Annotated in this window: 25 protein-coding genes and 2 pseudogenes; 7 read left to right on the plus strand and 20 right to left on the minus strand. The window is 62.8% G+C overall.

What is annotated here, in order from left to right; genetic code table 11:
* The first annotated feature begins 3 nt into the window (after positions 1 to 3).
* Together FQP90_RS06030 and FQP90_RS06035 are read left to right on the plus strand one after the other, a co-directional pair.
* The gene (locus FQP90_RS06030) at positions 4 to 765 is read left to right on the plus strand and encodes an IclR family transcriptional regulator (protein ID WP_244296534.1); all 762 of its coding nucleotides are present in this window, start codon (positions 4 to 6) and stop codon (positions 763 to 765) included.
* Positions 762 to 1,166, plus strand: a complete 405-nt coding sequence (locus FQP90_RS06035; RefSeq protein ID WP_144648792.1) for a RidA family protein — start codon at positions 762 to 764, stop codon at positions 1,164 to 1,166. The genes FQP90_RS06030 and FQP90_RS06035 overlap by 4 nt, the downstream gene beginning before the upstream one ends.
* A 148-nt stretch (positions 1,167 to 1,314) precedes the next feature.
* Here FQP90_RS06035 and FQP90_RS06040 read toward each other — a convergent pair whose 3' ends face one another.
* The 4 genes and pseudogenes from FQP90_RS06040 to FQP90_RS06055 all read right to left on the minus strand — a co-directional run.
* Positions 1,315 to 2,142, minus strand: a complete 828-nt coding sequence (locus tag FQP90_RS06040) for a polyprenol monophosphomannose synthase (RefSeq protein ID WP_280115945.1) — start codon at positions 2,140 to 2,142, stop codon at positions 1,315 to 1,317.
* 127 nt (positions 2,143 to 2,269) lie between these two features.
* On the minus strand, positions 2,270 to 3,583 hold the full coding sequence (locus FQP90_RS06045) for an LssY C-terminal domain-containing protein (RefSeq protein ID WP_144648794.1): 1,314 nt from the start codon (positions 3,581 to 3,583) through the stop codon (positions 2,270 to 2,272).
* A 67-nt stretch (positions 3,584 to 3,650) separates the two neighbouring features.
* Entirely contained in the window at positions 3,651 to 4,622 is a 972-nt protein-coding gene (locus FQP90_RS06050) for an NAD-dependent epimerase/dehydratase family protein (protein WP_144648795.1), read from the minus strand.
* 59 nt (positions 4,623 to 4,681) lie between these two features.
* A pseudogene (locus tag FQP90_RS06055) lies at positions 4,682 to 5,014 on the minus strand (cyclase family protein); the annotation flags it as partial.
* Positions 5,015 to 5,019: 5 nt separating this feature from the next.
* Between FQP90_RS06055 and FQP90_RS23575 the strand changes: the two are divergent.
* Both FQP90_RS23575 and treS read left to right on the plus strand, forming a co-directional pair.
* Positions 5,020 to 5,124: pseudogene (locus FQP90_RS23575) on the plus strand (IclR family transcriptional regulator); the annotation flags it as partial.
* A 180-nt stretch (positions 5,125 to 5,304) separates the two neighbouring features.
* Positions 5,305 to 7,590 (plus strand): maltose alpha-D-glucosyltransferase, encoded by a 2,286-nt coding sequence (gene treS / locus FQP90_RS06065; RefSeq protein ID WP_144648796.1) that lies wholly within the window; start codon positions 5,305 to 5,307, stop codon positions 7,588 to 7,590.
* 78 nt (positions 7,591 to 7,668) lie between these two features.
* Here the strand turns inward: treS and FQP90_RS06070 are convergent, their stop codons facing one another.
* The 7 genes from FQP90_RS06070 to FQP90_RS06100 all read right to left on the minus strand — a co-directional run bounded on the left by FQP90_RS06070 (position 7,669) and on the right by FQP90_RS06100 (position 12,678).
* Complete coding sequence (locus tag FQP90_RS06070; protein WP_144648797.1) at positions 7,669 to 8,370, minus strand: hypothetical protein; 702 nt, start codon at positions 8,368 to 8,370, stop codon at positions 7,669 to 7,671.
* Positions 8,367 to 8,864, minus strand: coding sequence for an RNA polymerase sigma factor (locus tag FQP90_RS06075; RefSeq protein ID WP_167510418.1), 498 nt, complete (start codon positions 8,862 to 8,864; stop codon positions 8,367 to 8,369). Before FQP90_RS06075 ends, FQP90_RS06070 begins: the two co-directional genes overlap by 4 nt.
* Before the next feature lie 147 nt (positions 8,865 to 9,011).
* Positions 9,012 to 9,947 (minus strand): polyphosphate kinase 2, encoded by a 936-nt coding sequence (ppk2, locus tag FQP90_RS06080; protein WP_144648799.1) that lies wholly within the window; start codon positions 9,945 to 9,947, stop codon positions 9,012 to 9,014.
* Positions 9,948 to 10,027: 80 nt separating this feature from the next.
* Positions 10,028 to 10,705, minus strand: a complete 678-nt coding sequence (locus FQP90_RS06085) for a hypothetical protein (protein ID WP_144648800.1) — start codon at positions 10,703 to 10,705, stop codon at positions 10,028 to 10,030.
* On the minus strand, positions 10,702 to 11,160 hold the full coding sequence (locus tag FQP90_RS06090; RefSeq protein WP_144648801.1) for a hypothetical protein: 459 nt from the start codon (positions 11,158 to 11,160) through the stop codon (positions 10,702 to 10,704). Before FQP90_RS06090 ends, FQP90_RS06085 begins: the two co-directional genes overlap by 4 nt.
* A 55-nt stretch (positions 11,161 to 11,215) precedes the next feature.
* Positions 11,216 to 11,752, minus strand: a complete 537-nt coding sequence (locus FQP90_RS06095) for a GNAT family N-acetyltransferase (protein WP_144648802.1) — start codon at positions 11,750 to 11,752, stop codon at positions 11,216 to 11,218.
* Between the two features lie 17 nt (positions 11,753 to 11,769).
* Positions 11,770 to 12,678: a MurR/RpiR family transcriptional regulator gene (locus FQP90_RS06100; RefSeq protein WP_144648803.1), complete on the minus strand. Its 909-nt coding sequence runs from the start codon at positions 12,676 to 12,678 to the stop codon at positions 11,770 to 11,772.
* A gap of 186 nt (positions 12,679 to 12,864) precedes the next feature.
* Here FQP90_RS06100 and FQP90_RS06105 point away from each other — a divergent pair, with 186 nt between their 5' ends.
* Positions 12,865 to 14,157 (plus strand): exo-beta-N-acetylmuramidase NamZ family protein, encoded by a 1,293-nt coding sequence (locus FQP90_RS06105; RefSeq protein ID WP_144648804.1) that lies wholly within the window; start codon positions 12,865 to 12,867, stop codon positions 14,155 to 14,157.
* 79 nt (positions 14,158 to 14,236) lie between these two features.
* Complete coding sequence (locus FQP90_RS06110) at positions 14,237 to 16,240, plus strand: glycoside hydrolase family 3 protein (RefSeq protein WP_244296536.1); 2,004 nt, start codon at positions 14,237 to 14,239, stop codon at positions 16,238 to 16,240.
* A gap of 6 nt (positions 16,241 to 16,246) precedes the next feature.
* Here FQP90_RS06110 and FQP90_RS06115 read toward each other — a convergent pair whose 3' ends face one another.
* The 3 genes from FQP90_RS06115 to FQP90_RS06125 are packed head-to-tail and all read right to left on the minus strand — an operon-like array spanning position 16,247 to position 17,938.
* Positions 16,247 to 17,257, minus strand: a complete 1,011-nt coding sequence (locus FQP90_RS06115) for a YdcF family protein (protein WP_144648806.1) — start codon at positions 17,255 to 17,257, stop codon at positions 16,247 to 16,249.
* Positions 17,258 to 17,279: 22 nt separating this feature from the next.
* A complete protein-coding gene (locus FQP90_RS06120) occupies positions 17,280 to 17,615 on the minus strand; it encodes a hypothetical protein (RefSeq protein WP_244296537.1) in 336 nt (111 codons plus the stop codon).
* On the minus strand, positions 17,585 to 17,938 hold the full coding sequence (locus tag FQP90_RS06125) for an iron chaperone (RefSeq protein WP_144648807.1): 354 nt from the start codon (positions 17,936 to 17,938) through the stop codon (positions 17,585 to 17,587). Before FQP90_RS06125 ends, FQP90_RS06120 begins: the two co-directional genes overlap by 31 nt.
* A gap of 131 nt (positions 17,939 to 18,069) precedes the next feature.
* Between FQP90_RS06125 and FQP90_RS06130 the strand changes: the two genes are divergently transcribed.
* Positions 18,070 to 18,507, plus strand: coding sequence for a VOC family protein (locus tag FQP90_RS06130; protein ID WP_144648808.1), 438 nt, complete (start codon positions 18,070 to 18,072; stop codon positions 18,505 to 18,507).
* Between the two features lie 12 nt (positions 18,508 to 18,519).
* On the opposite strand, the gene FQP90_RS06135 is transcribed toward FQP90_RS06130, so the two are convergent.
* The 6 genes from FQP90_RS06135 to FQP90_RS06160 are packed head-to-tail and all read right to left on the minus strand — an operon-like array spanning position 18,520 to position 23,921.
* Positions 18,520 to 19,170: an alpha/beta fold hydrolase gene (locus tag FQP90_RS06135; protein WP_208759953.1), complete on the minus strand. Its 651-nt coding sequence runs from the start codon at positions 19,168 to 19,170 to the stop codon at positions 18,520 to 18,522.
* A gap of 14 nt (positions 19,171 to 19,184) precedes the next feature.
* Positions 19,185 to 19,589, minus strand: coding sequence for a rhodanese-like domain-containing protein (locus FQP90_RS06140; protein WP_144648809.1), 405 nt, complete (start codon positions 19,587 to 19,589; stop codon positions 19,185 to 19,187).
* A complete protein-coding gene (locus FQP90_RS06145) occupies positions 19,586 to 20,401 on the minus strand; it encodes an IclR family transcriptional regulator (RefSeq protein ID WP_144648810.1) in 816 nt (271 codons plus the stop codon). The genes FQP90_RS06140 and FQP90_RS06145 overlap by 4 nt, the downstream gene beginning before the upstream one ends.
* Entirely contained in the window at positions 20,402 to 22,024 is a 1,623-nt protein-coding gene (locus FQP90_RS06150; RefSeq protein ID WP_144648811.1) for a beta-N-acetylhexosaminidase, read from the minus strand.
* Positions 22,021 to 22,932, minus strand: a complete 912-nt coding sequence (locus FQP90_RS06155) for a carbohydrate ABC transporter permease (RefSeq protein ID WP_144648812.1) — start codon at positions 22,930 to 22,932, stop codon at positions 22,021 to 22,023. Before FQP90_RS06155 ends, FQP90_RS06150 begins: the two co-directional genes overlap by 4 nt.
* The gene (locus FQP90_RS06160; protein WP_144648813.1) at positions 22,929 to 23,921 is read right to left on the minus strand and encodes a carbohydrate ABC transporter permease; all 993 of its coding nucleotides are present in this window, start codon (positions 23,919 to 23,921) and stop codon (positions 22,929 to 22,931) included. Before FQP90_RS06160 ends, FQP90_RS06155 begins: the two co-directional genes overlap by 4 nt.
* Positions 23,922 to 23,961: the final 40 nt, after the last annotated feature.

Genomic DNA, 23,961 nt, shown 5'->3' on the forward strand with positions numbered 1-23,961 from the left:
ACCGTGAGCCAGAGCCTCATGCGAGCCATCGACCTGCTCGGCGAGCTTGCCGCAAAACCAGCAACCCTGGACGAACTCGCCTCCAAGGCCGCCGTGCACAAGACCACGGTGATGCGGCTCCTGCACGCCATGGAAGAAAAGCGGTTTGTGGTGCGGGACGAAGAGCAGCGGTTCATGCTCGGTTCCAAGCTGTTCGAACTGTCCTCGCTGGCACTGGAACAACGCGACATCCGTAAGGTGGCCCACCCGCACCTGGCCGAGCTCAACGGCCGCACCGGGCACACGGTTCACCTCGCCGCCTTCGAAGGGAATGAGGTGGTGTACATCGACAAGTTCGAGTCCCACCACCCCGTCCGCATGTACTCGCGCATCGGCCTGACTGCATCGCTGCACTCGGCCGCTGTGTCCAAAGTCCTCCTCGCCGACATGCCGCGAAGCCGGCAGGAAAAGATCGCCGCGGGGCTGGACTACGTCAAAGTTACCGAGAACACCTTGACCTCGCCGGGGGCCCTGTTGGCCGAACTCGAGCAGGTCAAGGAGCAGGGCTGGGCCCATGACAACGCTGAGCACGAAGCCTTCGTGCACTGCATCGCGGCCCCCATCCGCGACGCCAGCGGCGCCGTTGTTGCCGCAGCCTCTTGTTCGGTACCGGTAGTGATGCTCAGCTATGAAGGCTTGCTTGAGCTGCTGCCCGACCTCAAAGCCAGCACCGAGGCCATCTCCAACGACCTCGGCTGGATCAGCCACGAAAGGAACTCAGCATGAGTGAAAAGACCGTAGTACTGACCGACAATGCCCCCGCCCCGGCGCACGTTTTCTCCCAGGGCATCAAGAAGGGCGGCATGTTCCAAGTTTCCGGCCAGGGCCCCATGGACCCCGCCACCAACCAGTACATCGGCGAGGGCGACGTCCGCGTCCAGACCCGCCGCACGCTGGAAAACGTGAAGGCCATCCTGGAAGCCGGCGGATCCTCCGTTGAAGACGTCCTCATGTTCCGCGTCTACCTCACCACCCGCGACGACTTCGCCGCCATGAACGAGGTCTACGGCGAGTTCATCCGCGAGAACGTCCCCAGCGGCCAGCTGCCCAGCCGCACCACCGTGTTCGTGGACCTGCCGCACGAGGTCATGCTGGTGGAGATCGACGCCCTGGCTGTCACCGCCTAAGGGACCCTCTCTCACATCCCTACCGTTTTCGAGGGACCCTCTCTCACATCCCAACCGTTTTCGAGGGACCCCCTCTCACATCACGCCGGTAAGGCTCGACGGCGGCACTCACTTGGGTGCCGCCGTCGGGCTTTAAGAGGTTGTCGCCCTAGAAGGCGGTCACCCGTGCGGGCGCCTCCACCTTCTGGAAGCGGAGCTTCCACGGGGTGAGCGCGGATTCGAGTTGTTCGCGAAGGTCCATCTTGGATGCGCCTTCCACCCGCTCTTCAAAATGAATGGGAACCTCCATGATCTTCAGGCCGTGCCGGGCTGCCCGGTAGTTCATCTCCACCTGAAATGAATATCCGTCACTTTGAATGGACGCCACATCGATCTGTTGCAGCGCAGAAGCTGTCCACGCCTTGTATCCCGCCGTAGCATCCTTGACCTTCAACCCCAGGATTGCACCGACATAGAAGTTGGCCCACGCCGAAAGGGCCTTGCGGTGCCAGGGCCATTCGGCCGCAGTGGAGCCGCCAGTGACGTAGCGCGAACCAATCACGAGCGCCGCCCCGGAATCCTGGATCCGTTCAAGCATGGTGGGGATTGCCGCTACAGGGTGGGACAGATCTGCGTCCATTTGGATGATGATCTCCGAGTTCCCGGCCAGCGCCTCGGTCATTCCCGCCACATAGGCCCGGCCCAGTCCATCCTTTTCCTTCCGGTGCAGGACGGACACTGTTCCCCGGGATTCCGCCGACAATTGATCAGCCACCACCCCTGTCCCGTCAGGTGAGTTGTCATCAACAACCAGCACGTGCAGATTCGGAATACTGAGTGCCTGGAGCTGGGCGACAAGAACCGGCAGGTTCTCGCGCTCATTGTAGGTAGGCACAACGACGGTAATTTTCGGAAAAACAGCAGTCAAAACGAGGGTCCCCAATTCGGTGTTCGATAATTGCCGGGGCTCAATGCTGCTATGCGCGGCCCCGGGCACCGCCAGTCTATTGAGCCAAGCTGAAGAATCATGGAAAGCTGTACCTCCATGACCCGCTTTGAATCTGAAACGCCCCCGACACGCCGGAAACGACGGCGTGTCCCGGCACTACCGGCTTGAAAGAGGGTCAGGAAGAGACGCGGCGCCCAACGACCGAGGCAGGGACGGCCGGAATTCGCTGCCGTTTGGCGTAGACCCTCGCCCGCTGGCTGGAAAGTGCCAGGAGGACCAGGATGTCTGTGGCCAGGCCTGAGAGTCCGGCTTCGAGGGTGATGTTCGTGCTTCCGGTGAAGTAGTCAATGGCCTGGACAACCACCGAAATGGAACTAAGGCCCATTGCGATCACCCGGGCTCCGTTGCTGCCCAGGAAAATCCGCCAGGCAAGGAAAATCTCACCCAGGCCGAACAACAGCACCGCAATGGCAACGAAGGTGACCACCGCCGTCGTGGTTTGTGGGTCAAGGGGGTCGCCGTCGGCGGTGAGGTCCGTGAAGACCTCGGACGAAGTCAGCAGCGTCAGGGCGAGGACGAAGGCCGCGATGGACCTGGCCACCACCAACGCGGCACCCATCATGGTGGGTGCCGGCCGCCTGTCACGGCTGTCAGTGGGAAGGGAAGGCTGGCCGGCCGGGACAGTCACGGACCGCGCGTCGATAATGGGCAGGTCGCCGTCAGTGGAGATTGAATCCCCGCCGCCGTTCCGCGAGTGGTAGCCGGTGGAGAAGTCCTTGATCACGTGAACGGACACCGCGGGCCCGGCGTCGGAAACTGTCCGCACGATGTGGTCACGCTCAACGTCCGTGTTTTGCTCAATCTTGTGCGTGATCTGGAGGGTGAACAGCGAGAAACCGACGCTGCGGTCGTAGGTTCCGGCGGCAAGCCAGTCCACCTTGTGCCCGCCCGGCAGGAGCCAGCCTTCGGGGCAGCGCCAGAACCGGACGTGGTGGCGTTTGCCGGGGTTGTTGTCCACTTCCTGCTGGTAAGCGAAATCCTGTTGCCGGTCGAACAGGTAGAGCGGGCTGACCGGCGCCTCGGAATAGCTTTGCCTGAAAATGGTGGAGCTGATGATGCGGCGGCTGCTGCCGAAGGTGACGTCGTCCGCCTGCGTCCAGCCGGCAGCGCGCATGATGGCGTGGATTTGCGGCTCGTGGCCGAGCAACGCGACGTTCACGGGATCGCCCAGGAGTCCGTCACTGGTCCGGGCGCGCCCGATGAAGTAGCCCGGAACGTAAATAGTGGTCAGGATGCGGTGCAGGCGGGGCAGGAGCAGATAAGCAAGAAATGCCCAGAAGAAGAAGTAGAACCACACCTGGCCCCAACCCAGATGGAAGCTCTCCCCCAGCAGCAGGAACGCCAGCCACACCGCAGCCGCCCCGCCCAGGATGAAGAACGCATGGTCCAGCCGGCTGTCAGTCACGTCCCTGCTCGGCGCCTTGTACACAGAGAGCCCCCTTTGCTTGCTTCAAGCTTCGGGCCTCGCGCGGGGTATGTACAGATACCGTTCAGGTTCAGGCGGGGCTGCTGACCTGGAGTTGCCCGTGGTCAACGAGCCAGCGCAGGGACTCGTGCACGGCCTGTTCGGGCTCGTAGCGTGGTGCGTAGCCCAGGAGGGATTTGGCTTTTTCGATGGTGAGGCAATGGTTGCGGGACAAGTGGGCCCAGCTCGTGTCAGCGTGTTCGGGCGTGCTGGTCCGGCGGAATTCATCCCATCCGACCGTCTCAAGATGCGGCTCCTGGCCGAACCAGGACGCCGCAATCCTGGCGTAGCCCCGAACGCTCAGGGCCGTGGGAGCAACGATGTTGAAGTCTTCGCCGGCCGCCGCATCACGGCGGTCGATGGCCTTCTCAAAGGCCTGGGCGAGGTCGTCGGCATGGACGTGATGCATCATTTCCGCACCGCTTCCCGGCATGAGCACTGTCTGCCCGCCGGAGATCTTCTGCCACACCGTGGGATCGAAATTCCCAAGCGGCCCCACCGGATGCCAGCCCGGCCCCACGATATGCCCTGGATGCAGCGACGTTGTGACCAGGCCGCCGGACGCCGACTCCTCCTTCAGCATGCGTGCAATGTCGCGCTTCTGGATGCCGTACTCATCAGTCGGTATGAGGGCGGAATCCGAGCCCTCCGCCAACGGCAACTTCAAGCTCTCGCCGTACCGCCAGATGGATCCACAGTGCAGGAAATGTCCCACCTCGCCACGGAGACGGTTCACCAGCGCGGTGGCCGAGTCGAGCGTGAAGCAGACAAGGTCAACCACGACGTCGGCACCCAGCTCCGCGACCCGGTCACCGAAAGTGCCGTCCCGGTCCTCCTGCTCACGGTCCGCGGCGACTTGGCGGACCTGCTGCCATTCGGGTGAATCCGTGTAGGGCGTGCTGGTTCCGCGGCTGATGTTGACCACCTCATGCCCTGCACGGACGAGCCTGGGAACGAGGAAGGAGCCGATGTGGCCGCTGCCTCCGATGACGACTGTCTTCATGGTGTCCACTTCGCCTTTGCTCCGGGGCCGGGAGTTCCAGCGTAGCCGGGCTTGGTGGTTTACAGCAGGGCGATGGCGTTCGCCGGCGAACCCGTGCCTCCCACGATGTTGAGCGGCTTGATGCTGACAAAGGCGTCCCAGTTTCCGGTGGACCTCATGTGCCGGGCCAACGGACCCAGTCGCCAAAGCTCACCGAGGGGCATGCCGAGTTTGGCGAGGAGTTGCTGGTGCATCATGCCGTTGTCATTCGGTGCCGTCTCCAGGAACGGGCTGTCCGCCACGGCCGGGAGGCATTCGAAGGCGAAGTTGTCGGCGGCCAGCAGCGCAATGTGGTTGTCCCACGCCCAGGCGACGAACTCCTGGGATTGTTCCACGCCTGATGCCTTCCTGCTGGTTCAGCCCAGTGGAGTCCGTCACCGACAAAGCGCTGAGGGCCGGCGTACCGGAACTCAGGCGTGCAGCGGGCCGGCTTTCGGAGCTGCTGGAAGGGTCCGTCTACTAACGCAGCAACAGTCTTCGGGCGGACATTAGCCAGCAACCTGACGACTCACTTCTCCCAAGTTCGACAAACCGCATGCGGTCGTGCCTAGCATGAATACTCCGGGTAAGCCCGGCTACGTGAACTCTTGAACGACCCCCTCGGACGGTCGGCGCCAGCGCCGGCCACGTAAAGGAGAATGCTGTGCGGGAGCCTGTAATCAACGAGAGCGCGGCAGAAGTCAGCGCTGATCCATCTGAATCACAGGAAGAACCGCAGGTAACTGAGGAAACCGCAACAGAGTCACCGGAAATCACGTTCGACGAGCAGTTCTACCCTGCGCGGCCCAAAGCGCTGAGGCCGATTGCCCGCCGTCGTCAGTTCTTTGCAGCCCGACCGTCCCTGGAGTTCGACGGACTGAACTCCACGTACGTCGATTGGCTGCGCAATCAGTCCATGCTCGGCGACGCCAACACCATGGCCCGGCAGCTTTCGGGGCAAGCCAGCATGTGGCAGAACTCCTACGCCAGGCCGAACCCGCGCTCGGCAGTGGAGCGCGCACCTGTCTGGTTCACGGCCTACCCCCTGTCCTTCATCACCAAGGACGGCCAGTCGTTCCTTTCCGCGCTCGGTGACCCTGCACTGTGGGACGCATTCAGCCAGATCGGCATCCGGGGGCTGCACACGGGGCCGGTCAAGCTTGCCGGCGGCATCCGCGGGTGGTCGCAGACACCCAGCGTCGACGGACACTTCGACCGCATCAGCATGGCGATCGACCCTGCGTTCGGCACCGAGGAAGAATTCCGGCAGATGTGCGAGGTCGCCGTCGAGCACGGCGGCACGATCATCGACGACATTGTTCCCGGGCACACGGGCAAGGGGGCTGACTTCCGGCTTGCTGAAATGAACTTCCGGGACTACCCCGGCATTTATCACATGGTGGACATCCCCGAAGAGGACTGGCACCTCCTTCCGGACGTTCCCGAGAACGAGGACTCCGTCAACATCAGTCCCGAGACGGAGAAGGCCCTCCAGCAGGCCGGCTACATCATCGGCCGCCTGCAGCGGGTCATCTTCTACGAGCCCGGCGTGAAGGAAACCAACTGGAGCGCGACCAAGGCAATCGTCGACACCACCGGCAAGAAACGCCGCTGGGTGTATCTCCACTATTTCAAGGCCGGGCAGCCGTCCATCAACTGGCTGGACCCCACCTTTGCCGGCATGCGCCTGGTGGTGGGCGATGCCCTGCATTCCCTGCTGGACCTTGGAACGGGCGCACTGCGCCTGGACGCCAACGGCTTCCTGGGTGTTGAGAAAAGCGCCGAGGAGGAGCCGGGCTGGTCCGAAGGCCACCCGTTGTCCGAGGCAGCGAACCAGCTGATCGGCTCGATGATCCGCAAAGTGGGTGGCTTCTCCTTCCAGGAACTCAACCTCACCATTGATGACATCAAGGCCCAGTCCGAGTCGGGTCCGGACCTGTCCTACGACTTCGTCACCAGGCCCGCCTACCACTACGCCCTGGTGACCGGCGATACCGAGTTCCTGCGCCTGACCTTGAAGCTCGCCATGGAGATCGGCGTCGACCAGGCGTCCTTGGTCCACGCACTCCAGAACCACGACGAACTGACCTACGAACTGCTGCACTTCGCAGCCGGCCACAGGGACGACATTTTCGAGCTTGGCGGGGAAGAACTGACGGGCGCGGAGGTGGCCGAGAAAGTCCAGGACACCCTGCGGGAGCGCCTCACAGGTGAGAACGGCCCTTACAACGCCGTCTTCACCACCAACGGCATCGCCTGCACCACCGTCAGCTTCATCATGGCCACTTTGGGGATCAAGGACCCGGACGCCATCACGGCGGAACAGGAAGCCCAGGTCCTGGACGCCCACGTCCTGCTGTCCATGTACAACGCTTTGCAGCCGGGCGTTTTCGCGCTGTCCGGTTGGGACCTCACCGGCATTACCGCCCTGGACCGCGAGACTGTCCGCGAGTTGACATCCCAGGGCGATACCCGCTGGATCAACCGCGGAGCCCACGACCTCATGGGGACCAGCCCGGACGCAAAGACCTCCTTGGCGGGCATGGCCCGGGCACGCAGCCTCTACGGCCCGCTGCCCGAGCAGCTCAAGGATCCGGCGTCCTACGCGCGGCGGCTCCAACGGATCCTCACGGTGCGGGAAGAGTCCGGGATCGCAACCAGCACGCTCCTGGATGTCCCGGACGTGTCCAACCGTGGACTGTTGGTGATGGTCAACCAGCTCGCTGACGGAGCGGTGCAAGTGACGGTCCTGAACTTCTCCGACCAGGACATCGCAGGCAGCATCCAGTCCTCGCATCTGGTGCCTGGCGCGACCGTCCACGATCTGTTCAGCGGCGAAGACGTGGGCCAGGTGGATGACCTCGGCAGCTTCTTCCTGGAACTGCGGCCCTTCCAGGGCACGGCCCTCCTGTTGAAGGATCCGGTCGCCGAGGACGAAGCTACCGAATAGGAAGCCCGACGTTCCGCGAGTTGGCATTTAGTGACAATGTTTCCCAAAAACATGGGCATTAAATGCCAACTCGCGGGCTCACCAACTCTGGACCAGGAACGCTGCACCGGTCGGAGAGCACACGCCGGGGTCCCTGGTGCCGGGCGCGAGTCCTCCTCCGAACGCAAAGTCTTCGCCCACGTTGACTGCAGTTCCGTCGGGCAAAATGACTCCCGTCCCGGTGATCTGGGTTCCGAAGGGGAAGATCAGGCCCATCGATGTTCCGTCCGGGCGGATTTCGGCGAAGCACCCTCCGCTGTTCAGGCCGAGCTTGCCTGAGTTGAGGGCATCCATGAAGACGTTGACGCCTTGATCCGTAGAGACGGCGGCCTTGTTGCCGTTGGCTCCGACGACGATTTCGGCAGCGCCCGTCGCCGCCTTGGCGCCAATAATTTCGGGCAATGATGGAGACGCGGACGATTCCGTCTCCGGTGCGGCAGCAGATGGGGTGGCGGCTGGACCCGCCTGCTCATTGAGCGGCGCGGACAGGGACGACGCCACGAAAACACCGGCGAGGACTGCCGCTGCCGCCAACCCGGCCCCCGCAGCCAGCCGGAAACGTCGACGCGGGCGTCGCTGATGGAAGGCGTCGATGGAGCCGCCAGGTACGAGTTGCTCCGAGTCAGTGAACCTGACGGCAAGGCTTTTCTCCCGGCTCCGGGCCAGTTCCTCTTCCGTGACGGCCACGCCCGGATCGGCGTCCGTCAATCGTTCCAAAGCGGCCGTTTCCTCATGCCTCATCGCTGCACATCCTCTGTCTCTTGCTCTGCCCGAAGTAGTTGGCTGAGATGTCTTCGAGCCCGGTGCAGCCGCATCCTGACAGCGGTGGCCGAGACTTCGAGCAGTTCCGCAACTTCGGACGAGGTGAAGCCGTCCCAGTACGTCAGGAGGAGAACCTCACGGTCCTCGGGCTTAAGCCGGTCCAGCGCGTCCCGCACCTCGCCGTCGTCGCTAACCGGTTCCCTGGTCTGCTGCCGTTCCAGTTGCTGCGCGAGGTTCAGCGAGCGGACGGCGGAACGGTTGTGGTTGCGGAGAACATTGCGGGCAATACCGAACACGATCAGCACGGACAATTCCTGGTCCTGACGGCACTTCTCCCAGGCGATGCGGAAGACTTCGGCGCATAGGTCCTCCGCAGTGGACGGGTCCGCGGCGCGGCGCCGGAAATAGCGATAGACCTTGTCATGGCAGGCCGAGTGGGCTGCCAGGAAGTGTTCCTGTCTGGCCGGCTCCACACGATCTCCTTGGTCCGTCTGCACGCTCATACCCGGTTAATGTCCGGCAGTCAGAAGAATGTAACGGAACTTTTCAGGAAAAGCGCGACGTCGGCACTTGCGGTGAGTGCCGACGTCGCGCTTCGCCGGGTTCTGCGCGTGGAGCGACTAGTCGCCTACAGCGTCGCGGCCGCGTCGGAGGATCAACGGATCGGCCTCGAAGACCACCGTGGTGTCCTTGTCCTCGTAGTCGAACTGGTTGAGGAAGTAGCGCATTGCATTGATGCGGGCGCGCTTCTTGTCGTTGGACTTGATGGTGATCCACGGTGCGTGGTCCGAGTCCGTATGCAGGAAAGTTTGTTCCTTGGCGTCGGTGTATTCGTCCCAACGGTCCAGAGACGCAAGATCCATCGGGGAGAGCTTCCAGCGCCGGACTGGGTCAATCTGGCGGATTGCGAACCGGGTGCGTTGCTCTTGGCGGGTGACGGAGAACCAGAACTTGGTGACGTGGATGCCGGCGTCGACGAGCATCTTCTCGAAGACTGGAGCCTGGCCCATGAACGTGCTGTATTCGTCGTCCGTGCAGAATCCCATAACGCGTTCCACATTGGCCCGGTTGTACCAAGAGCGGTCGAACATCACAATCTCGCCGGCGGTGGGAAGGTGCTGGATGTAGCGCTGGAAATACCACTGGCCCTGTTCGCGGTCCGAGGGCTTGGCGAGGGCCACGGTCCGTGCCGAACGGGGATCCAAGTGCTCGGTGAAGCGCTTGATGGTGCCGCCCTTGCCAGCCGCGTCCCTGCTCTCAAAGACAATCACGTGCTTGAGGCCACGGTCCTGGCCCCAGTATTGAAACTTCAGCAGTTCGATCTGCAGGCGGTACTTCTCAATTTCGTACTCATCCCGCGTCATGCGCTGTTGGTAGGGATAGTCCTCGTTCCACGTTTCCACTGCCGATCCACCCGGGTCGATGAGGTCCGGGTCTTCGCCTTGGCCCCCGCTGATGGTGTAGCCCAGCTCAACAAGATGGTCGATGGTCTCACGCAGGTTGTCCCTGACCCACCAATCGTCCAATGATGTGGCTGGTGGGGTTGCCTCCGACATACGGTCCTCCTGGTTTGCCTGCTGGTGCGCGGCAGCCTAGCAGTGCTTGGTGACGGGAACGTGAACGGGCCGGGAGGCGGTCAGCCGTGGTTGCGTTGGGCCTCTCTCTGTGAAAAGAGCAACCAGCTCAACCAGACCCCTGCCAGGATCGCGGCGCCAGGCAGCAGGTCTACAGGTGCGAGTTCCCGGCCAGCAGGGAGCACTCCAAAGGCAATCCAAACAGCTACGGCTACCACCGCCAGGCTGATGGCGTCCGAAATCACTACGACTGACCGGCGCCGCACAAGCTTGACCACCAACTCCCCTGCCATGATCAGCACAATGGCCGCCCCCATTCCCAACGGATAGGCGCTGAAGCCCGGCACGAAGTCCTGGTTTGCAGTCCACGCCATGAAGACAAGCAGGCCCACAAACAATGCAAGGGACTTGATCAGGGAGGCAACGATGGTCATCGCTGTCATCCGACGATCCATGTCATGGCGCTTCCGGGGAATGTAATCCCATGCCCCGCGAGTGAGCTTGGCGCCGAGCCATCCCGCAATCACCACCATGACCAGCGGGACAAGAACGGGCGTAACGTAGTTGTTGCTGACGGCCCAAAAGAAGGCCAGGAGCGCGGTGTAGACCTGGGGGGTGGCAACGATTCCCAACCACCAGCCTGCCAAGAACTCCTTGCGGGCCCCTGGCAGGTCCAGGGGATGGACAAGAAATTGGGTCTGCGGGTCCGGCAAGTGGACCTTTTCTTCGATGGATTTCATGGCGTCCTCCATGGGACCTGTTCGATGTAGGGCGGACGAAGGCCTGCCCTGGCGATCTCGTATACCTTCTGACGCGCCACACCGAGCTCGCCTGCCACGGTCACAGCGCTGTATTCATCCAGGAGCTCGGCCACCGCCGCTGACCTGATTCCAGACGCCCTTGAGTTCACATGGGCCGCGAACATGCTGACTTCTGCAGACAGAAGTGCTACGGCCAATGGACCGCCGAAGGGTTCAGCCCAGCCTGCCTTGCCACTGGCCGCCGCAGCATAGAGAGCATCACCGCAGTCGGCCAGCACTGCCCTGACCTGGTTCGGTGTAATGCCTCGTTCAGCGAACCTCCTGGCTGCGATGTCGCGGGATCCGTCGTCATCAGGACGGTGGGTGAGGACGCGCAGCCATTCATTGTCGACGGCTTCGATGCCCCGCATGTCACCCCTGGGTTGACTGGTCATGCCCCCATGATGCCTGTGCTGGAACGCCAGCGTCAACCCCAGGGTGACAAGAGTGCTAGTTTGTTGGAGCAGCGAGGTTGATCCAGTAGCGACGGAAAAGGTCCCCATCGGCGTCAATTCGTGCATCTTCCAAAACCCCGCCTGGGCGTTCAATAGTCTTGGCGGAAGCGGCGTTCGAGTCATCGCAGGTCAAAAGAACGCGGTCCGGCTCTCCCTGGGCAACCAGACGAACACACAATTCCTGGAGAGCCCAGGACGCCACCCCTTGCCCACGTTCAGACGGTCGCACACCGTAACCGATATGCCCGCCCGAGTTCAGGAGGGCAGGGGTGAGGTGATGGCGGAACGCTATGGAGCCCACATACCGCGCGCCCTTGGTCATCCACAAATAGGTGCACGGAACAATCCCGTCCTTTTCAACAGCCCGTTCAGCGGCAAGCAACTTGCGGACCCAGGCCTCAAAACCCTCTTGACTGGTGATGTCATCGCCCGGGAACAGCCCGGTACCGTCCTGGTGGGCTCCGGCCCACTCGCTGTGGGACTCGGTAAACGACTGATAAAAGGAAGCATCCGGAGCAACAAGTGTGAGCATCACACGACTATATGCCGCTACGCCAGCCCATGCCCTCGCGGCAGTTTCCTGCCCTGCACGGCCGCGTGAGTCTTACGCAGCGCCGAGATGGACGCCTCGTACGAATGTTGGGCAACCCCCACGAAGAGGCAATCCACCACCATCATCTGGGCGATCCGACTCCCCATCGCGCCCGGCCGGAAGGGTGTCTCACGCGCTGCCGTGCTGAGCACAATATCGGCAGTCCGTCCCAACGGCGAGTCAGCATGGTTGGTGATGGCAACAGTGGTGGCCCCGGCTTCCTTGCCCGCCTTGAGGAAATCGACCGTGTCCACGGTGGTGCCCGAGTGCGAGATGCCGACGGCGACGCCAGCGCCGTCAAGAAGCGCTGCCGAGGTCAACGCCACATGCACTTCGGGCCAGTTGAAGGAGGTGAGGCCTATCCGGTGCAGCTTCTGCTGCAGGTCTTGACCGACCAGCCCTCCGGCACCCACCCCGAAGATGTCGATCTTCCGTGAGCGGGAAATGACTTCAACCGCCGAGGCGAGCTTATCGACGTCGAGCACCTGGGCGGTGTCAGCGATGGACATCGTCTCGTTGAAGGCGATTTTGGAGACGATGTCCTGCAGCGAATCGGACGGGTTGATGTCTTCATAGATCGCAGCGGGCGCGTTGCTGGCCGAACTCTCGCGAGCTGTTTCCCGGGCAAGGTCCAGCCGCAGCTCGGAGTATCCGCGGTAGCCCACTTTCTTGTAGAAGCGGACTACTGACGTGGTGGAGGTTCCGCCTTGCTCCGCAAGGTCGCCAATGGACAACATCGCAGCCCGCGAAGGGTCCGCAAGAACCAGCTCGGCAACAGAGCGCTCTGAGGGGCGCAACGCTGGCAGGGCAGCGCGGATCCGAACCAAAACAGTTCGCGATGCCTGCGTGTTCAGCTCCTGGTCCACGGCGGACTCCTTCTATCGGCTGGGCTCGAAGTACCGGGCCTGTAAATAATTTACCTAACCGCCGCAATGAAGGTAAGTCATTGACGCAGCACCGCCGGGGGAATACGGTCGATGTAAGGAAAATCACAAAAGTTGTCAAGGAATCCCCACCTGAGAGCACGGCAGCACCTTTCCGAAAGGCACCCCATGAACCTCGACCGTAGAAGATTGATCCATGCCTCGGGGCTGGCCGCAGCGGCCGCCGTCGTGGCACCCTTCACCCCAGCCGCCGTCGCGCAGACGCAGGCCACGCGTCCCGGAAAACCGGGTGTCCCCGTCAGCGGGGCCGACCTCGCCGCCGCCGATAACTGGAGCATTTTCGCCGGGCGCAAAGTAGGTGTCATCACCAATCCCACCGGCGTCCTGGCCAACTTCCGCTCCATCGTGGATGACATGGCAGACAAGGGCGTCGACGTCGGAGCAGTCTTCGGGCCCGAGCACGGCTTCCGTGGAACCGCCCAGGACGGCGGCAGCGAAGGCACCTCGGTGGACCCGCGGACAGGCATCACTGTGTATGACTCCTACGGCGCCGAAGTTGCCGACTACGTGGGCTTTTACGAAGCATCCGGAGTGGACACCATCTGCTTCGACATCCAGGACGTCGGGGCAAGGTTCTATACGTACATCTGGACCATGTGGGGCGCCATGCAGGCGGCGTCCCGGACCGGCGCCACGTTTGTGGTCCTGGACCGCCCCAATCCCATCGGCGGCCAGGCGCGCGGACCGGTCCTCCAACCCGGCTTCGAGTCCGGAGTGGGACGGTTGGGCATAGCCCTGCAACACGGCATGACCGTGGGCGAGCTCGCCACCTACTTCAACGCCGTCCACCTCCCGGCCGCCGGTCTCACGCCCATCAAGGACCTTCACGTGGTGCAGGTTCAGGGCTGGCGCCGCGAAATGACCGGACCGGATAACAGGGCAGCCTGGATTCTCCCGAGTCCCAACATGCCCACGCCGGAAACAGCCACCTTGTATCCCGGTACAGCCTTGTTCGAGGCGACCAACATGTCCGAAGGCCGCGGAACCACCCGGCCTTTCGAAATCATCGGCGCGCCTTATGTGGACTACCGATGGGCCGAAGCGTTGAACGGCAAGGGTCTCAACGGCGTCACCTTTCGTGAGGCTTACTTCCAGCCCACGCTGTCGAAAAACCAAGGCCTCATCTGTGGGGGCGTGCAGGTGCACATCACCGATGCCACCCGCGTTGAAGCGCTTGAAGTGGGCACCCACATGCTGGTTGAAGCCAAGCGTCTGTACCCGGGCTTCGACTGGCGCGGCGACGGTGGCCGCTGGATGGGCCTGCTGAGTGGTTCGGCACGCTTTGCAGAACAGCTCGACGGCGGCGCTGACGCCAGGACGATCCTGGACAGCTGGCGGCAGGAACTGGGCCAGTTCGTTCGCGATACGCGCCAGTACCTCCTCTACAACGGACCACGCTAAGCACGCAGAAACACCAGCCTCAACCAACAACCAGGACGATGGGATTGGGATCCACATGCACAGAAAAGGAACTACGCTCATGACGGCGGCCGCCACGGCGCTGCTCATGACCGGCGCGGGCACCGCAGTTGCCGCCGTGCCCACCAGCACAGTGATGACGACGGCGGTCTCCGCCTCCCCGGATATCGACGCGACGATTGCGGGCATGACGCTGGACGAGAAGATTGGCCAGATGACCTGGACCCATGTCTATGGTTCGTCCGCGGATGACACGTCCATGGCGGCAAGCAACCAAGAGCGGTACGGCGTCAATACGCCCGCCGAGGTGGTGGAGAAGTACAACCTGGGCGGGGTCCTCTACTTCGCGTGGTCCGGCAACACGGCCAACCCCGGGCAGGTTGCGGGCCTTTCCAACGGCTTGCAGCAGGCAGCAGTGGGAGCAGACGGAAAAGGCATCCCGCTGGCCGTCACCATCGACCAGGAAGGTGGGCTGGTTGCCCGCATCGGCCCTCCCGCCACTGTACTCCCGGGCAACATGGCGCTGGGTGCCACCGGAGATGAGGACCTTGCCCGGGAACAGGGCGAAATCCTGGGTTCGGAGATGCGCGCCATGGGCATCAACGTGGACTTCGCCCCGGTGCTGGACCTCAACTCCAATCCGGACAACCCGGTCATCGGAATCCGGTCCATGGGTGAAGACCCCGCACTGGTCAGCAAACTTGGCGTCGCCCAGATCAACGGCATGCAGGCACACAACGTAGGGGCCGCGGCCAAGCACTTCCCCGGCCACGGCGACACCTCGGTGGACTCCCATTACGGACTGCCCACAGTTACCTACGACCGCGAAACCCTGAACAAGCACCTCCAGCCGTTCAAGGCTGCGATCGATGCCGGCGTGGACATGGTCATGACAGCCCACATCATCGTCGAGGCCATCGATCCGGACATGCCGGGCACCCTGTCCCACAAGGTCCTCACCGGGCTGCTCCGCGATGAGCTCGGCTTCAAGGGACTCGTCACCACGGACGCATTGGACATGGCCGCGATGGCCGCCGAATGGCCCCAGGAAGAAATCGCGGTCAAGGCCATTCAGGCCGGATCCGACATCCTCCTCAACTCCCCCGATGTGGATGCGTCGTTCGCTGGGGTGCGTGCCGCCGTCGAGTCCGGTGAGATCACCGAGGCCCGCCTCGACGAGTCCGTTCGACGGATCCTTGAATGGAAGGTCAAACGCGGAGTCTTCGCGCAGCCCATGGCCGACCCCGGCACCGTGGACACGCTTGTTGGCACTGCGGAAAACCTTGCCACCGCCAACCTGATCTCTGACCGCGCCGTCACGTTGATCCGCAATGAGAACCGGGTCCTGCCGCTCAAGTCCGGCAGCTCGGTGCTCATGGTTGGTTCAGGTTCAGCGTGGCCGGAACTCGCGGGTCCAATGCTCAAAAAGCAAGGATTCACGGTCACTGAGGACTACGAGAATGGCGCTTCGCCGTCCGCAGCTTACCGCGCACGTGCGGTGGCCGCTGCCGGCGGCGTGGATGCCGTGGTCTTCGCTTCGTACAACGCCACCAGCAACGCTGCGCAACAGCAGATGGTGGTTGAGCTTGCTGCGACCGGGACGCCGGTGATTGTCCTTGCAACCCGCAATCCCTACGACATCAACGTCTTCCCCGGTGCCGATGCCGTGCTGAACAGTTATGGGGTCAAGGAAGTCAACTTCCATGGCGCCGTCCGCGCCATTTCCGGTGCGGTTAACCCCGGCGGCAAACTGCCGGTGAACGTCCCGGAGGCCGACGGCGACGGGGTCCTCCTGCCGCTCGGCTTCGGCCTCAGCTATGACACCGCGACGCCGGCAGCTGTCACCTTTACGGACCGGCCGGGCAAGGGCCAGGACGCGTACACCATCCCCGCAGTTCCGGGCGTGGCCTACTTTGTTGACGGCAAGGAGGTTGCAGCAGGGTCCTACAGGAAGCCTGCCGGTACTGTGACGGTCACGGCTGCACCTGCCAAGGGGTACGTCTTCACGAATGGCGCAGTCACCGAGTGGAGCCACACCTTCACCACGGGGCTCCCCAACCCTTAGGAAGAGCTACACCACCGGCGAGTTCATCAGTGCGACCGTGATGAGCAGGGCAATCCCGAACATCGGCAGGCAAAGAACTGCGTTGGTCAGGCGGTTGTCCCTCATCACGGCCACGAACTCACGAAGGAACGCGCTGGGCACAAAGTACCTGGCGGTCGGAGCACCCACCACCTCCGCGTTGATCTTCTGCCGACGGGACAGAAGGGCGGCGCGGAGTACGTGGTAGTTGTTGGTGCACACCAGCAGCGGCCCCTGAATGCCTCTGTCGGCCAGCAACGCCACGGAGTACGCCAAGTTCTCACGCGTGGTGGTGGCTTTGTCCTCTTCCACCACGTCGCCCGGAGTGGCGCCCTTGGCCACCAGGTACTCCTTCATGGCCGAGGACTCGGGCCGTGGTTCATCCGGGCCTTGGCCCCCGGAAGGTACCAGAATGGGCCTGACAGATGTGACGCCGTCGTAAATTTCCAAAGCCTTGTTCAAGCGTGCGGCGAGCAGCGGCGGGACCTTGCCGTCAATCAAGCCGGATCCCAGGACGATCACTGCTGCGGGATTCGGGCTGAAGCGCATCTTGGAATACACCACCGCGTACCCCAGGAACACCACGAACGCGCAGCCGAGGTAGGCACAGAGGAAGAACGCGAGGGCTGCGATGCCGGCCAGTACGGGCTGCCCGCTCAGCACAAAAAGGAACGCGACCACCGGTGCGAGGAAGACCGCCATCCCCACTGCCAGCGGCAGAAAGCTGGTGATGCTCGTCCCTTCCCGGCGGACCATGGTGACGCCGTTCGCGATCAGGAAGCCGGCGAACACGAAAATGCTCACCACCGGCACCACCAACACCACAAGGTTCAGCCACTCGAACCACGGATTCAGGTCGATCAGGAAGTCCAGGAGGGCCTGCAGCAGGAACCACGCGGCTACCAGCAGGAGCACGCCGTTCCGGAGCCGGCGACGGTCCGATTGAAATGAGGCAAGGAAGAGGCCCGCGAAGAGAAGTCCTAGGACCAGGGTCAGCATGATCCAAGCCTATGCGGTGGCGCTACCGCTCACGGGGTGCCTCGTACGATTCGGGCATGAGGCCTTGGTCAGTGACCACGTGGGTCTGCATACCGGGGACGATGTCCGTATTCTGTGCGCTGACTGCCAGCCATCGTCCGTCACTCTGGCGCACAGCCGTGAAGCTGATGACTCCGCTCCGCGGCCCGGACCTTTCGCCGGTGGGCGTGATCTGGCCGGAAACATGTGCCGGAATCCGTAGTCGTGGTTGAACTGGATCTGCCGCCGGTTGTTCCACCACATGCCCACGTTCGACGGCGGCACTCAGGTGAGCGTCGCCGTCGAGCCTTACGTTGAAGGCAGCTGTTGCAGCCGCCACGCGATGATTTCGCGGATGAGCTCGGTGGGGAGTGGCGTTTTATGGGGCAGCTTGATGGCGTGCTCGGTGGTTCCGTAATCTGCCAGTTCCGCCGAGAAGTGCGTGATCGCATCCGGCGTCGGATAGAACCCGACGTGTTGCTTTGTTCCGGTGAAGAAGAACAGCGGCTCTGTGCCGAGCTTGAAGGTGGGCATCCTCCAGCTGATCGATTCCACTGCATCATCCGGTACGGCCGTCCGGATCATTTCGTACACGGTCAGCAGCCGTTGCCGCACTTCGCCGTCGTACTGGTCGATGTACTCGCTGATCGAACCCGGTGTCATGGTGGCCTCCCGTTGAGCGATGGTGCACACCCGATCCTATTCCGCCTAGGGTGGAATGCTCGGCCTCATGGAAGCCTCGGGCTACAGAACCACACTGGAGCAATTCCCTACGCCTTGATAGCTTCAAGCCCATGGCCATCAAACTTGAGAACGTCGGTATTGCCGTACGGGACATCGAAGAGACCATCGCGTTCTTCACCGACCTGGGTCTGACCGTGATGGGCCGAGACACCGTCAGCGGCGAGTGGGCCGATACCGCCGTCGGGCTTGATGGCAACCACGCGAAAATCGCGGTGCTCCAAACCCCGGATGGTCAGGGTCAACTTGAACTCTTCGAATACATCCACCCGGATGCGATCGAGACGCACCCCACCCGTCCGAACGACATCGGAATGCATCGCGTGGCCTTCTCAGTTGACGACATCGACGAGGCCCTTGCGATTGCTGCGAAGCACGGATGCACCCCCTTGCGCGGCGTGGCCACCTACGGTGACGTCTACAAGCTCACGTATCTCCGCGGGCCCAGCGGGATCCTGGTGATGCTCGCGCAGGAACTGAAGAAAGCCTGACCCCGCGGCTATCTAGCTTCCAACAATCCGCTGGGCGAAATGATCGAGAGCGGCTGCTACAGCGCCTGGATTGCTCAACGTGGCGTAGTGACCGCCAGGGATCTCTACCGGTTCGATTCCCAGCCGGTCGCGTATTTGGCGCCTCATGAACGACGGTGGAAAGAACAGATCGTCACGGCACAGAATCCCCAAGGTTGGCACGTCCGGATGCTTGCCGGGCCAAGGTCCTGACATCCAGGCGCCTTGCTGGTCGCGCTCCCGGTCGGTGGCTTGCCTCGCCAAATCTTCAGGGACGAGATTGAAGTATGGCTCTTCGGGAATGGCCTCGCGGTCATGACCGGTGTTGGTCCACCAGTCGCCGAAGGTCTCGCCCGGCATCGGAATCATTGCCGAGAGGTACACCAAACCGTCGGAGCGGAGCTCTTCGCAGACCAATGGTGCCGTGAAGCCGCCCAGCGAGTGCCCCACCACGATGGTGTGCTGAGCATCGCCAACTGCTTCCGTTACGGCACGGGTGTAGTCCTCCAGCCGCGCATCAACATCTTCGATGGGCAAGTCGACTGCCACCACACCATGCCCGGATGCTTCAAGCAGTGGGCTGACCAGATGCCAGTCCCACGCGGTGGAGCCACCACCGTGAATCAGTACGAAAACCGCCATCATGCCCCCGCTTTATCTCAGGCCGTGTGTGCTGTCACCAGCGCATCCGGCTTATTCTGAACGGCACCCGCCGCTGTTTCCACGGGTAGCCCGTTCCGAATCCAATATTCGATACCGCCGATCATTTCCTTCACGGAGTAGCCGAGTTCCGCGAAGGCAAGCGCAGCGAACGTACTGCCATTGCACCCTGGACCCCAGGAGTACACCACTATCTGCGATTCAGCCGGGATGAGGTCTGGAGCCCGCGCCGGAATCTGTGCAGTCGGCATATGTACGGCGCCGGGAATATGTCCATGGTCCCACGACGATTGCCGGCGTGTGTCAACCACCACCAACGAGCCCGGCTCGGACTCTGCTACTTCCATGACGTCGATCTCGCACTGAAGCTTGGCGCGGAAGTATTCAGATGCAGTAATACTCATGCGAGTTTCGCCAGCTTCGCAGACGCCCGGCGGGAACCGAGCTTGGCGGAAATCCGGAGGCTCGTCTCCGCCGCCATCGGTCCGACTTCCCGGACGCGCTTGGCAGTCATACGCGACGACAAAGAAGACACGGACAATGCCGCCACCACGTGATCGTCATGACCAAAGATCGGGGCGGCTACGCAGCGAACCTCCGGCTCATTCTCACGATCGTCAATGGAGTAGCCGCGCCGCCGAATGGCTTCGAAATCAGCCCGGAGCAAGGCGGGATCCGTGATGGTCTTGTCAGTGAGCGGATGAAGCTCGGCGGCAAGGATCGGCCCCACCACTTCCTCAGGACTGAACGCGAGCATGGCCTTGCCGACGGCGGTGCAATAGGCGGGCATGGTGGCACCCACCCGCGACGCCATGCGCACCGTGGCCTCGTCCTCCACCTTGTCCAGGTAGACCACGTCGTGCCCGGAAAGCACCACCAAGTGGCACGTGCTTTCCGTGGCACGCATGAGGCTCCGGAGCTCAGCGTTGGCAACGCTGCGCAGGTCCACACGGTCAAGGTACGACTGCCCCAGCCGTAAACAGCCGTGGCCCAGACGGAACTTGCCGGTCTCGTGGTCACGCTCCAGCAGGTTCTCTTCCAGCAACGGTGCGGCCAGACGCAACAACGTGCTCTTGTTCAACCCGGAGAGCCGGGTGAGCTCCACGAGCGCAAGCCCATCACCGTTGCCCGGCTCCTCGGCCACCACAGTCAACAAAGCCAGCGCTTTGCGGAGTGATGCCGAGGAATTACGGGCATCCTTGCCTTCAGTAGTCACTCAGTTCCTCACGAGCTGCTCGGCGTCGTAATCGCGTTTCCAACCCTCCACGCCCGGCCGCTGCTGCCACGGCGCCGGACCGGACAACGGCCGGTATTCCACGCCCATGGCATCGAGTCGCGCCAGGTGCGCATCGGTGAGTCGCGTCAGGAACTCATCGTAGTCCCGGCCCTCGGGGTTGGACCAGAACACTTCTGAGATGGCACTAAGGCGCGGGAACGCAGCGAACTGCACGCGGCGCGGTGAATCCAGGTGCTCGCTCCAGATGTTCGCTTGGGCTCCCAAGAGACGGCCAGGGAAGTCCGTGCCCTCAAGGCCGGGTAGCGGGTCAAACTCGTAGACGGCCTGCAGGGTGGTCACGAAACCGACGGGTATCGGCTCGTCGTCGCCGTCGGCCTGCCGGTGGTCGAGGTAGAGCTTGTGCTCGGGGCACATCACCACGTCGTAGCCGTTGCGGAGGGCGTCAATGCCGCCTTCATATCCGCGCCAAGACGCCACGAGTGCACCGTCCGGAAGGCCGCCGTCGCCAATTTCGTCCCACACGGAGGTTGCGCGGCCGTGGCGCTGCAGGTGCAACGCCAACTGTCCGACGAACCAACTGTGAAGACCCGAGACGTCGTCCAGGCCGAGCTCGGCAGCCTTCGACTGCGCGTGGGCGCTGGCCTGCCACTGGGTAAGTGGCACTTCGTCGCCACCCAGACTTATCCACGGGGAGGGGAAGATCTCCACTACTTCGTCCAGGACGTTCCGGTAGAACTCCAGCGAAGTTTCGGACACTTCCAGGACGGTCTCGTTGATACCCCAACGTGTCCACACCTCCACAGGCGCTGAGGCCTCGGCGGAGCCCGCACCCAGCTCCGGATACGCTGCGATGGCCGCCTGGCTGTGGCCGGGAACGTCGATCTCCGGGATGACGGTGATGTGCCGGGCAGCGGCGAAAGCCACGATCTCCCGGAGGTCGTCCTGCGTGTAGAAGCCGCCGTGCGGGCGACCGTCGAAAACGCCTGCACGCCAGGAACCAAGCGACGATTCACGGCGCCAGGCCCCGGTTTCGGTCAGCTTCGGGTAGCGCTTGACCTGGATCCGCCAGCCCTGATCGTCCGTCAGGTGCAGGTGCAGGACGTTGAGTTTGTGCATGGCCATCACTTCGATGAACCGGAGCACGTTGTCCTTGGGCATGAAGTGCCGCGCGACATCCAGCATGGTGCCGCGGTAGCCGAATCGCGGCTTGTCCTCCACAGAAACGCGCGGCACCGACCATCCCTCAACAGCCGCAACAGGCGCCTGCCGCAGCGCAGCCGCTCCCATCAACTGCAAGAGCGTCTGTGCACCGTAGAAAGCGCCTGCGGCACCACCCGCAGAAATCACGACGGCGTCACTCACGTCCAGGCGATAGGCCTCGGCGTCGAGCGCGGGGTCAAGCAGGAGGCGGATGCCCGCCCCGCCGGCCGGCGCGGGAGCCAGGTCCCAACCTGTAGCAGCGCCCAAAGCCCGGGCGAGCCAGCGGCGAGGACCGCTCAGTGCGGGGTCGGCACCCAAGGTAGTGCAGGCGTCGAGCTCCAACTCGCCTATCCCCGCGGAGAAGGCCCACGGCGCTGGGACCAACTGGTGAAGCGCGCTCATCCCTTCACCGCCCCAGCCAGTCCGGACACGAGCTTGCGCTGGACAGATACGAAGAAGATCAGCACAGGAATGGTCATGATCACCGAACCGGCCATGATGGCGCCCCAATCGTTTTGGTCGGGCTTGAAGAACGTCAGCAATGCCATGGGCAGAGTCTGGTTCTCCTGGGCGGAAATGATGAAGGTCTTGGCGAACAGGAAGTCGTTCCACGTGGAAATGAACGAGAACACCGAACATGCCACCACGCCCGGTGCCACCAACGGGAACAGGATGGAGCGGACAAACCGGAAGCTGCTGGCGCCGTCCAAACGGGCGGCCTCCTCAACTTCCAACGGAACAGCGGCCACGAAGCCCCGAAGCATCCAGATGGCGAACGGAATGCTGAACCCCACGTGGACCAGCACCAGCGAGCCCAGTTGGTTCAGGCCCACCAAGGGAATGGCTTCGCCGGCGTTACGGAGCAGGAAGAACAGCGGAATCGTCAGGGCTTCAACGGGCACCATCTGCGAGACCAGGATGATGATCAGCAGCTTGGTCCGCATCTTGAAGTTGTAGCGGGTCAACGCCACTGCCGCGAGGAACGCCAGGATAGTGGACAGCACCACCACCACCAGCGCCACAATCACGCTGTTCAGGAAGTACTGGCCAAAATTGTTGACCCCAAGGACGCGCCCGAACGAGTCCAGCGACGGTTCCAGTGTGTACGGCGCCGCGTCCCCGGCGTCGAGCGCTGTTTTGGGTTTCAGCGCTGACAGCACCATCCAGAACAGCGGGAAGGCAACGATCAGCGCGATGATGATCGCCGCAGCGTCGGCGCCAAAACGGCGTTTGCCTTGCTTGCGAAGCTTCTGCGGGGCATCAGTTGTGGCGGTTCGGCGCGAGACCGATGAAACGTCGACGGCGGTCATAGGGCTTCGCCTGTTCTCTTGAGGATCCGGAGGTAGACCAGCGTGATGACCATGAGCAGTGCCGTCATGATCACGCCGAGTGCAGAACCGAGGCCGTAAAGGCTCGCAGCGAAGGCCTGCTGGTAGCCGTAGACGTTGAGCACCAGGTTCTGGCCGGCGATGCCACCACCGTTGGTCATGATGTAGATCTGCGAGAAGATCTTGAAGTTCCAGATGATGGACTGGATGGTCACCACGATCACGATTGGCCGGAGCATTGGAAGCATGATGCTGCGGGCAATCCGGGGCATGGACGCACCGTCGATCCTTGCGGCTTCAATGACCTCAGTGGGGATCGCCTGGATGCCCGCGTAGACCGTGACCAGCACGAACGGGAACGAGCACCACACCACTTCGCTGGCCACCAACCCGAACGCCGACCATTTGTCGTAAGTCCAGGAGTACCCCTCGAACTGCGTCAGACCGATGGCCACCAGCGACTTGTTGACCAAGCCCAGAGTTGGTTCGAACAGGAACAACCACACCGCGCTGCCCGTGACCGCGGGGGTTGCCCATGCGCCCAGCGACACCACGAACAGCATCGAGCGGACCCACGGGCGCAACCTCGTAGCCAGCACCGCCAGCGAACTGCCCACCAACAACGTGAAGACCACGCAGGCAGTGGCGAAGACGACCGTGTTGCCAAGGACAGTCCAGAACTGCGGATCGGCGAAGAGCTTCTGGTAGTTCTCCAAACCCACGAAGTTCAGGGGTGCCTTGCCGCTGACCTGCGCCTGGCGGTAGTCGTACAGCGAGACGTTGATCAGCTGGAAGATCGGGTAGCCAAGCAGTGCGATCAGGACAATGAAGGCCGGGGCAAGGTAGAGCCAGGGCTCCAGTCCGCGCTTTCCGTTGGCGAAACGCTGGGACTTGCGTGCCGCCGTCGTCGGGCCTTTAGCTGGCGTGCCGCCTTGTGGCGCCTCGGGCAGGACGGGGGTGAGCGCTGTCATGATGTGCCCTCAGTTGGTGTTGGGGTGCCGCCTGGTGATG

It is taken from the genome of Paenarthrobacter nitroguajacolicus (assembly GCF_007786235.1).
In the GTDB taxonomy this organism is placed as follows: Bacteria; Actinomycetota; Actinomycetes; order Actinomycetales; family Micrococcaceae; genus Arthrobacter; species Arthrobacter nitroguajacolicus_A.

Excerpts from the sequence above, each read along its gene's own strand:
- FQP90_RS06085 (WP_144648800.1), bottom strand. The coding sequence starts at position 10,705 with ATGAAATCCATCGAAGAAAAGGTCCACTTGCCGGACCCGCAGACCCAA.
- FQP90_RS06105 (WP_144648804.1), top strand. The coding sequence starts at position 12,865 with ATGAACCTCGACCGTAGAAGATTGATCCATGCCTCGGGGCTGGCCGCA.
- FQP90_RS06160 (WP_144648813.1), bottom strand. The coding sequence starts at position 23,921 with ATGACAGCGCTCACCCCCGTCCTGCCCGAGGCGCCACAAGGCGGCACG.
- FQP90_RS06050 (WP_144648795.1), bottom strand. The coding sequence starts at position 4,622 with ATGAAGACAGTCGTCATCGGAGGCAGCGGCCACATCGGCTCCTTCCTC.
- FQP90_RS06140 (WP_144648809.1), bottom strand. The coding sequence starts at position 19,589 with ATGAGTATTACTGCATCTGAATACTTCCGCGCCAAGCTTCAGTGCGAG.
- ppk2 (WP_144648799.1), bottom strand. The coding sequence starts at position 9,947 with ATGTCGGAGGCAACCCCACCAGCCACATCATTGGACGATTGGTGGGTC.
- FQP90_RS06155 (WP_144648812.1), bottom strand. The coding sequence starts at position 22,932 with ATGACCGCCGTCGACGTTTCATCGGTCTCGCGCCGAACCGCCACAACT.
- FQP90_RS06090 (WP_144648801.1), bottom strand. The coding sequence starts at position 11,160 with ATGACCAGTCAACCCAGGGGTGACATGCGGGGCATCGAAGCCGTCGAC.
- FQP90_RS06130 (WP_144648808.1), top strand. The coding sequence starts at position 18,070 with ATGGCCATCAAACTTGAGAACGTCGGTATTGCCGTACGGGACATCGAA.
- FQP90_RS06095 (WP_144648802.1), bottom strand. The coding sequence starts at position 11,752 with ATGCTCACACTTGTTGCTCCGGATGCTTCCTTTTATCAGTCGTTTACC.
- FQP90_RS06110 (WP_244296536.1), top strand. The coding sequence starts at position 14,237 with ATGACGGCGGCCGCCACGGCGCTGCTCATGACCGGCGCGGGCACCGCA.
- FQP90_RS06115 (WP_144648806.1), bottom strand. The coding sequence starts at position 17,257 with ATGCTGACCCTGGTCCTAGGACTTCTCTTCGCGGGCCTCTTCCTTGCC.
- FQP90_RS06135 (WP_208759953.1), bottom strand. The coding sequence starts at position 19,170 with ATGATGGCGGTTTTCGTACTGATTCACGGTGGTGGCTCCACCGCGTGG.
- FQP90_RS06070 (WP_144648797.1), bottom strand. The coding sequence starts at position 8,370 with ATGAGGCATGAGGAAACGGCCGCTTTGGAACGATTGACGGACGCCGAT.
- FQP90_RS06150 (WP_144648811.1), bottom strand. The coding sequence starts at position 22,024 with ATGAGCGCGCTTCACCAGTTGGTCCCAGCGCCGTGGGCCTTCTCCGCG.
- FQP90_RS06035 (WP_144648792.1), top strand. The coding sequence starts at position 762 with ATGAGTGAAAAGACCGTAGTACTGACCGACAATGCCCCCGCCCCGGCG.
- FQP90_RS06125 (WP_144648807.1), bottom strand. The coding sequence starts at position 17,938 with ATGACACCGGGTTCGATCAGCGAGTACATCGACCAGTACGACGGCGAA.